Consider the following 8,696-nt stretch of genomic DNA (forward strand, 5'->3'; position numbering starts at 1 on the left):
CGGTATAAATCGCCGGCCCTTCAAAAATGATTCGAACAAAAGTCAGCTCCGTTGCTGCACCGCAGTCTACCTGAACTTCACCGGGCTGCGAGCCGATAGCCGGGGCAGGGGCTGAAATGCGCTCAGATCGCTTTGCCGGACTTGGCCAGCTCGGACTCCAGCGCCTTTTCAACCGCGCCGCGCGGCTTGGTGAACCGTGCCAGCAGGTCATACAGCACCGGCGTCACCAACAGCATCATCGCCGTGGCAAAAAGCAGTCCCGCGATGATCACCGTGCCGATGGCGTTGCGGCTTTCCGCGCCCGCACCGGTCGCCAGAACCAGCGGCAGCGCGCCCAGCACCGTCGACACGACCGTCATCACGATCGGCCTGAGCCGCAGCACCGCCGCCTGCACCACCGCCTCGCGGACATCCTTGCCCTCGTCGCGCAGCTGGTTGGCGAATTCCACGATCAGGATGCCGTTCTTGGCGACCAGCCCGATCAGCAGGATGATCCCGATCTGACTGTAGACGTTGATCGACAGCCCCGTCAGCGCCATCGCGTAAATGGCCCCCGCCACGCCCGCCGGCACCGTGAGCATGATCGTCACCGGATGCACGAAGCTTTCGAATTGCGCCGCCAGCACCAGGAACACGATCAGGATCGACAGCGCAAAGACCAGACCCACACCCGCCGACGTGTCCTTGAACGTGCGCGACTGCCCCTGATAGCCCAGCGCCGCCTCCGCAGGCAGGATTTCGGCTGCCGCTTCCTCGATCCGGGTCAGCACCGTGCCCAGATCGGCCCCCGGCGCCAGCGCGCCCGACAGCTGGATCGACGGCAACCGGTCGAACCGGCGCAGCGACGGCGCCGCCGCATTCTCGTTCACCGTCACCAGCGCGCCCAGCGGCACCAGCGTCTCGCCATCGCCCGAGCGCACGAAGATGTTGTTGATATCCGACGGCGTGCGCCGGTCCTCTTCCTCGGCCTGCGCGATCACCGGATATTCGCGCCCCCGGCTCACAAAGGTGGTCACCTCGCGCGAGGCCAGCATCGTCTGCAGCGTATTGGCCACCGTCTCGACCGAGATGCCCAAATCATCGGCGCGTTCGCGGTCGATGGTCACATCGAGCTGCGGCAGGTTCTCCTCGAAATTGATCTCCGGGTTCACCAGCCCCTCGATCTCTTCCGCACGGCTCAGAAGCGCCTGTGCCCATTCCTTCACGTCGCCGAATTCCGGCCCGCCGATCACCACCTGCACCGGGGTCGAATTGCCCCGCAGGCCCAACCCCGCAGGCGTCACCGGAAAGCCGCGTGCGACGGTCACCTGGGCCATTTGCGGGATCAGCCGTGTCACCACATCCGAGACCGGCACGCTCCGCTCGTCCCAGGGCGCCAGCCGGAACACCACGAAACTGCGCCACGCGCGGTTGCCCCAGCCGGTGAAGGTGAACACCGTCTCGACGATGCCTTCCTCGCGCAGCGGTGCAAGGATCTCCTCGACCTGCCGCGCCGCCTGATCGGTATAGGCCAGCGTGCTGCCCTGTGGTGCGGTCAGCGGCACAAAGCCCACGCCCCGGTCCTCGCGCGGTGCAAGCTCGCGCGGCAGCCCGTCATAGAACAGGTAGGAGCCTGCCGTCGCCCCGAAGGCCAGCACCAGCACCACCAGCGGCATCCGCAGCGCCCGGGTCAGGATCGCGCTATAGCCCTTCTGCATCCAGCCGCGCGCGGCGTATTCATCGCTCACCGGCGCACCCTTGCCAGCCTTGAGCACCTTCGAGGCCAGCGCCGGACAGGCGCTCAGCGCAACGAAGGTCGAGATCGCGACCGTCCCCGCCATCACCCAGCCGAATTCCACGAACAGCTTGCCCACCTGTCCCGGCATGAACGACAGCGGCACGAACACCGCGATCAGCGTGACCGACGTGGCCAGCACCGCGAAGGTCACCTGCCGCGCGCCCTTCATGCTCGCCACCAGCGGGGTTTCTCCATTCTCGATCCGGCGCTGGATGTTCTCCAGCACCACGATCGCATCATCCACCACCAGACCGATCGCCAGCAGCAGGGCCAGCAAGGTCAGCGTGTTGATTGAAAACCCCCACATCCCGATCAGGATGAAACAGCCCAGCAGCGACACCGGAATGGTGATCGCCGGAATCAACGTGGCGCGGATGCTGCGCAGGAACAGCAGGATCACCAGCACCACCAGCGCCAATGAGATCGACAGTGCCACCACCACCTCGCGAATCGAGGCGCCGACGAACAGCGCGTCATCCGATCCGATGATGATCTCCATGCCCTCGGGCAGGGTCGGGGTCAGCCGCGCCACCTCGGCCCGCACCGCGTTCGAGATCTGCAGCGTGTTCGACTGGCTCTGGCGTTGGATCGCCATGCCCACCGCATCGCGCCCGTCGCTGCGCGCGATGGTGGTGTCGCTGGCCACCCCCGGCTCCACGCGTGCCACGTCGCGCAGCCGCACGGGGTAGCCCGCCACCCGGTCCAGCACCACGTCGCGGAAATCCTCCACGCTGGCCAGACGGCTGTTCAGCCGCACAGAAAGCTGCCGGTCGATCGAGGTGACCTCGCCCGCGGGCAATTCCACGTTGTTGCGCCTGAGTGCGCTTTCCACATCCGCAATCGTCAGCTTGCGTGCTGCCAAGGCACGCCGGTCCAGCCAGATGCGCACCGCAAAGGCCCGGTCGCCATAGACCCGCACATTGGCAACCCCGTCCAGCGTCGCCAGACGGTCCACGATGAACCGGTCCATGTAATCGGTGATCTCGGCCGTGGTCATCCGGTCCGATGTCACGGCCAGCCGCATCACCGGATCGGCATCCGCATCGGCCTTTTCCACCTGAGGCTGGTCGGCATCTTCGGGCAGGGTATCCAGAATCCGGCCCACCGCGTCGCGCACGTCATTGGCCGCGATGTCGATATCGCGGCCCGGATCGAACTCTATGGTGACCTGCGACCGGCCCTGCCGGCTTTCCGAACTGATCGTCCGGATGCCCGCGATCGATGCGACAGCGCCCTCGATCGTCTCGGTGATATCGGTGTCGATCACCTCGGGCGCCGCCCCGCGATAGGTGGTGGTGATGCTCACCACCGCATTGTCCACATCGGGCAATTCGCGCACCGGCACATCCCGCAGGGCGCTCACCCCGAACACGATCAGCAAAAGACTCGCCACCGCAGCCAGAACCGGGCGGCGGACGGAAATATCCGACAGCGTCATGTCTTGTCGCCCTCGGGCGTCGCGGCCTTGGCACCCAGCTCGCTGCTGGTCTGGTCCTGGCCGGTCTCGCGCTTGGCGCCCAGCACCTGCACCGCCGCGCCGTCGCGCAAGCGTTGCAGCCCGCGTACGATCACGGTCTGCCCGTCCTCGATGCCGTTGCGCACGGCAACCATGCCGTCGCGCCGCTGGCCGGTCTCGACCACAACGCGCCGCGCGGTGTTGTCCTCGACGACGAACACATAGGTTTCCGCCGCCTGAAAGATCAGCGCCTCCTCGGGGATGACCACGAATTCCGACTGCGACAGCAGCAACTCAAGCGACATGAACATGCCTGCGGGCAGGGTGCCTTCGGGGTTGGGCAGAATGGCGCGGGTGCGGAACGACCGGCTGACCGGGTCGATCCTGTTGTCTACCGCGTCTATTTCGCCCTCGAAGGCCTGACCGGGAAAGGCCGCGCTGGTCGCGATGACCGTCTGACCCTTTGTCACCTGTGCGAACAGGGTTTCCGGCAGCGCGAATTCCACTTCGATCTGGCTCAGATCGTCCAGCCGCGTGATGATGGTCTGCTGATCGACGCGCGCGCCCGCATCCACACTGGACAGCCCCAGAACACCGTCGAACGGTGCGGTGATGGTGCGCTCTTCCAATCTGCGCGCCGTGCGGTCCAACTGCGCCAGCGCCTCGGCCAGCCGCGCCTGCGCCTCTTCCACCGTGGCCTCGGCTACGGCATTGGTGCGGCGCAGCGACGTGGCGCGCTCCACGGCCTGCCGACGCTCGATCAGCCGTGCCTCGGCCTCGGCCAGATCGGCGCGGGCGATCTCGTCATCCAGCCGCACCAGAACATCACCTTTCCTGACCTGTTCGCCCGGTGTGATGTTCAGCTCCACGATCCGCCCATCGGCTTCGGGCACGATCTCGACCGATTGCAAGGCGCGGGTGGTGCCCACGGCCTCGACCGTGGTCGACAGGGTCCGCGTCTCGGCCTGCGTCACCTCGACCGGCGAGGGGCGGCTGCTGCGCGAGCGGTCCGGTGCCGCGGCACTTTCGCCGCCGGAGGCCGCGACATATCTGTGGTAGCCCTCATAGCCGCCATAGCCGACCGCCACGAGAAGGCACAGGATGAACAACTGTTTCCAGATTGACAAAAGAGCAGTCCCTTTCAAACGAGCAAGGGCCACCGTCGGCCGCTCTGAGGTTGCGTCGAATCTATATCGGCTCGGGGGAATAACAACTCCCTAAATACGCGCGCCACGGCCCCTCCGCGCCCGGATGTGTACGGAAGGGACACAAATCACGCAGTTTTGACCGAACGTCGTCCTGAACGCGCGTAGGTTTCGTACGAACCCTACACAACTGGCGGTGCCCTGTCTTTCAGCCCTGTGGACGATGCATCACGGGTGTGACCGTGTCAGGCGGCTTCATCCTGGGCGTTCAGATGCCGGAGCGTTTTCTCCCAAGTCTCTGAAAAGGCGTGCAATTCTTTTTCCAGCTCTTTGATGTCCCCGGATTTCGCCGCCGTCTCCGCCCGGCACAGAATGTCCCGAACCGCAATCGCCCCGACCGTCGCCGCGATCCCCGCAAACTTGTGCAGCTGCTCACCAAGCGCTTTGGGGTCGATTTTATCAAGGTTTTCCAATGCCTTGAGGATGTCTGACGATTCCCTGGTCAGGGCTTGGATAAGACTGTAGAACCGGTCTTCCGTCAGCGCAGACTTCAGCTGTTTCGTAACCGCCGTATCAAGCGTGTCGTGAAAATCAGCCTTCGCTTGCTTTGGGCCTTTTCCCGTAAGCACCCTGTCCAGATCAGCCATGCGCAGCGGCTTGATGTGGACATCGTCGACACCGGATTTCATCAATGTTTCCCGTGTGTTGACGTCTATATATGCCGACAGCGCCACGATCCTCGTCCGGGCACTCGCCCCGTTTCCACTCCGAATCCGCCGCGTCGCTTCGACCCCGTCGATCCCCGGCATGTTCACATCCACCACGACAAGGTCGAACGACCTGACCCGTGACAGCGCCACGCCGGTTTCTCCATCAACGGCGAGACTTACCCTATGTCCTTGTTTTTCCAGCATGACTTTAAGGACGAAGCGGTTCGTCGGGTTGTCTTCGATGATGAGAATATCCATCGGCGCGATGCTTTGTGCGACGGTTTTGGAGGTATCTTTCAACGCGGCCTCTTGGCCGATCCTCGCTGCCTGCAGCGGCAGTCGCACCCAAAACACGCTGCCTTCCCCCAAAAGGCTCTCCACCCCGATATCACCGCCCATCTGCAGCACCAGGTTTCGCGCGATCCCAAGTCCCAGACCTGTCCCTTCGGTGCGCTCCCCGTCCGATGCGATCACGCGCACAAAGTCGTCGAAGATACGCTCCACATCGTCTTCTGCAATCCCGATGCCGGTGTCAGATACTTGAAATTCAACGATATTATCGTGCTTCCCATATAGCCCGACCCGTGCGGCCTCGATGGATATGCGCCCATTGCGGGTGAATTTTATGGCGTTTGACACGAGGTTCAGCAGAACCTGCTGCACACGGTCTCGGTCGCCCAAGACCGTGCCGACAGGGGCATTCTGAACATGCAGGTCAATGGTATTTCCGTGCACTTCGGCCACCGCGCCCTGACTTGTCGCGATGTCCTCGATCAACTGTTCGACATCGAACACCGTCTCCACCAGCGGCAAGGGCTCTGCGCTCGACCGGGTGATATCAAGCGCATCATTGATCTGATTGAGCAAAACCTGCCCGGAAGACTTCATGATATCGCTATATCTCGTCTGTTCCGGCGACAAAGGCGTGCTATCCATCAGATCGAGCGTTCCCAATATCCCATGCAGTGGCGTGCGCATTTCATGGCTGATCCGTCCCAGAAATTGCGCCTTGGCCTTTTCATTGGACAACGCCTTGTCCCGCGCCGCCTGAACTTCGGCCTCCGCCGCCAACCTGTCCGAGATATCGCGGATGAAACACACCCAGACTTCGTCCCCTGATCGCGCGGCGACGTTGGCCGAAAGCTCGACCGCGGCCAAACTCCCGTCTTGCCGACGCGCCACGAGAGGCGCGGGGTCAGCTTCGGTGGCTCGGACATCTCCGAGAGGTTCATCGGTGATCGTCGTCAGCGCCCCGTTCTCTTCGAGACGGTATAAGACGCCGTAAATATTGCTCTTTCCGGTTTCTGTATTGTCCGGGCCGAACATGCTCCGGGCTGCGGTGTTGGTCTCGATGATCGTGCCATCCGGACGCACCACGAGAATGGCGTCTTCCGAGGTGTCCAAAATCGTCGAGAGCCGGTTCAGCGTGATCCGGTTCTGAAGAGCCCGGTGCCGGTAGAGCGTGTAAAGTCGCCACAAAAGCCACATGAGCGACAGCATCGCCGTCACCATGAGAAGGCTCATGAGCGCCATTTTCTGCAATGTATGGGTCAGCGAGGCGCGCTCGGCCTGTGCTGCCTTGGCACCAATCGCGATCGCTTCGCTGGAGAGCCGCCGGATGGCCGGTGTCAGGGCGTTCGTCGCGTCCAGAAGCGTGGCCCGCGCTGCGATCAACGCGGCATCGGACGTGTCGAAAAACGCAAGCATATCGGTCAGTTCGGAAAAAATGATGTCCAGCTGATGATCTGCCGCCGAGCCATTCAGAGCCGCGCGGTAACCCGATCCGTGTTTCATCGCGTTCGCGCGGCTGTAGAATATATCGAACCGCTGCCGGGCATGTTTGATCGTGTCTTCGGTCGGGTCTTCCAGCCGCTCCAGGGCCGTGGCCAGCTTGATCTGCTCGACCTCAAGTTGCGACATCGTCCACTGGATATTGTCGATCGGTGTGCTGCCGTAATGATCCAGTTTTACGAAAACCTGCACCGCCAGAAACGCAGTCACGATCATGCAAACCAAGGACATCGACCCGAAAATGGTGATCTGAGCCTTGCGCCGCGAAAGCCGCTTCTGGGTGGTTGAGAAAATCTTCAATGATAAGATCCGTCCGTGGCCAATGCTGCAACCTATCGTTTCACGATGATCCGGTCCAGTTGCCATATGCTGCGGGAATAATGGATTTCGTTCCTGTAGGCGGGGTTGTCGTCCCAATCAAACACCAACCACAATGGTCCCTTGTCGCGCAGCAACATCTCTTCTCCGTTGCGTTCATAGGCGAGCAGCGCGCCGCCGGGGTAAACATCGTTTACCGGAATTTCCACCCGGTAATCATTGATGGCGACAAGTTCCAAGGTGCCTGTCGTGATGCCGTGGTGAGCCAGCAAGGTGGCCAGCCAGACCCCCGAAAAAACTTGAGGCTCCATCGTCCATATCGTCGTCGTCTCGAAGGAGGCGACGGGGAGGGCGCGCAAGTCCGACAATGTCATTCGAACAGGTAAGATGCTGTTTTCGGACGATGATTGCGGCTGCTCGGTGTGGATAGAGAGGATGATCGGTGTCTCCTCTGCCATGGCGGCCGGGACACATGGGACCGATAAAAAGACACACATCAAACCTATGAACGACACCGCCTTCACGCGCCTGAAACCTCATGTCTTCGGCAAACTCCTGAAAGCAGGATACGGTTGTTTGGCGACATCTCGCCAGCATTTTTCTATGCTTGCGGGTAATATGCGCATACACTTTTGTGCAGGAGGCCTGTATTAAACCAGCGTTAACCCCAACAGATGCATTGTCGCGTCTCGACAATGCCAACACAAACCGGGTGCTTGCAGGAGGGCTCATGCATAAGCTGTTGCTGGCTGATGATCACGGGCTTGTGCGTGAAACGATCGCCGATTACCTGCGGTCGCAGGGCGGTTTTGCGGTCTCGGTTGCGGGGTCGCTGGATGAGGCCATGGCGATTGAAACCGAACAGGGGCCGCATGACCTTGTTTTGCTGGATTATTCGATGCCGGGCATGGACACGCTGGCCGGCTTGGCGCGGATGAAAGAGCATGCCGGGTGTCCTGTTGCGATCTTGTCGGGGACGGCGTCTGCGGATGTGGCGCGGCGGGCGTTGCGGGCCGGGGCCGCTGGTTTTTTGCCCAAAACGCTTGGTCCGGACATGCTGATCGCTGCGGTCAATGAGATGCTGGGCGGCGGTATCTACCGGCCGATCGAGTTTCTGGCCGAGGCCGAGGCGAGCCCGCTGGATGTGGCTCTGACGCCAAGGGAACTCGATGTTCTCAAAGGGTTGACCGAAGGCAAGGCCAACAAGGAAATCGCCCGCGAGTTGGACATCCAGGAGGTCACGGTCAAGCTGCATGTCAAGACATTGTCGCGCAAATTGCAGGCCCGGAACCGGACGCATGCGGCGATGCTGGGGCGGGATCTGGGGCTGATCTGAATCGGCTTCGCGGGCTTCGGTATCACGTCGGTATAACGTCGGTATCGTGTCGGTGCGGGCATCGGTGTTGAGCTGCCCCCAGTGAAGTGGTCCACCAACCGGGATAGGATTATCCTGCAATTTGGAGGACCAGAGAATGGCTGGGAAACGAGAGACGCCAGAA

Annotated in this window: 5 protein-coding genes; 1 reads left to right on the plus strand and 4 read right to left on the minus strand. The window is 62.0% G+C overall.

What is annotated here, in order from left to right; all coding sequences use genetic code 11:
* Positions 1-122: 122 nt before the first annotated feature.
* From F3H35_RS06495 to F3H35_RS06510, 4 genes are all read right to left on the minus strand, one after another.
* Entirely contained in the window at positions 123-3,215 is a 3,093-nt protein-coding gene (locus F3H35_RS06495) for an efflux RND transporter permease subunit (RefSeq protein ID WP_149778783.1), read from the minus strand.
* Positions 3,212-4,360 carry an efflux RND transporter periplasmic adaptor subunit gene (locus F3H35_RS06500; protein WP_223228327.1) on the minus strand — a complete coding sequence of 383 codons (1,149 nt, stop codon included), beginning with the start codon at positions 4,358-4,360 and terminating at the stop codon, positions 3,212-3,214. The genes F3H35_RS06495 and F3H35_RS06500 overlap by 4 nt, the downstream gene beginning before the upstream one ends.
* 263 nt (positions 4,361-4,623) lie before the next feature.
* On the minus strand, positions 4,624-7,179 hold the full coding sequence (locus tag F3H35_RS06505; protein WP_188129888.1) for an ATP-binding protein: 2,556 nt from the start codon (positions 7,177-7,179) through the stop codon (positions 4,624-4,626).
* Positions 7,180-7,211: 32 nt separating this feature from the next.
* Positions 7,212-7,655 carry an oxidoreductase gene (locus F3H35_RS06510; protein ID WP_223228328.1) on the minus strand — a complete coding sequence of 148 codons (444 nt, stop codon included), beginning with the start codon at positions 7,653-7,655 and terminating at the stop codon, positions 7,212-7,214.
* Between the two features lie 272 nt (positions 7,656-7,927).
* Here F3H35_RS06510 and F3H35_RS06515 point away from each other — a divergent pair, with 272 nt between their 5' ends.
* Positions 7,928-8,533 carry a response regulator transcription factor gene (locus F3H35_RS06515; protein WP_149778785.1) on the plus strand — a complete coding sequence of 202 codons (606 nt, stop codon included), beginning with the start codon at positions 7,928-7,930 and terminating at the stop codon, positions 8,531-8,533.
* The last annotated feature ends 163 nt before the right edge of the window (positions 8,534-8,696 follow it).

Source organism: Roseovarius litoreus (genome assembly GCF_900142765.1).
Lineage (GTDB): Bacteria > Pseudomonadota > Alphaproteobacteria > Rhodobacterales > Rhodobacteraceae > Roseovarius > Roseovarius litoreus.